General features: G+C 58.2%; 1 protein-coding gene. It reads left to right on the top strand.

What is annotated here, in order from left to right; genetic code table 11:
- Position 1: 1 nt before the first annotated feature.
- The coding region (locus Q4563_RS17475; protein ID WP_303605400.1) for a PrpF domain-containing protein at positions 2-352 on the top strand (351 nt) is incomplete at its 3' end.

Raw genomic sequence — 352 nt, 5'->3', positions numbered from 1 at the left:
GATTGATGGCGTTGAGGTTACGCTGATTGAAAACTGCATGCCCGTGGTGGTTATGCAGGCTGCAGACATGGGTATTTCCGGTACCGAAAGCCGTGAAGAACTGGAAGCCACCGATGACTTGCGAGCGCGGCTGGAGTCCATTCGTTTACAGGCCGGGCCATTGATGAATCTGGGGGATGTGAAAGACAAATCCGTGCCCAAGATGACCATGGTCAGTGCTGCCAGCAACGGCGGAGCCTTGTCGACCCGGACTTTTATTCCTCATCGCTGTCATGCCTCGATTGGGGTGTTGGGCGCGGTCAGTGTGGCGACAGCGGCGGTGTTACCCGGCTCGCCGGCCGCTGCTGTTGCC

This window comes from Gilvimarinus sp. 1_MG-2023, from assembly GCF_030548285.1.
This window is presented reverse-complemented; position numbering and strand designations above follow the sequence as displayed.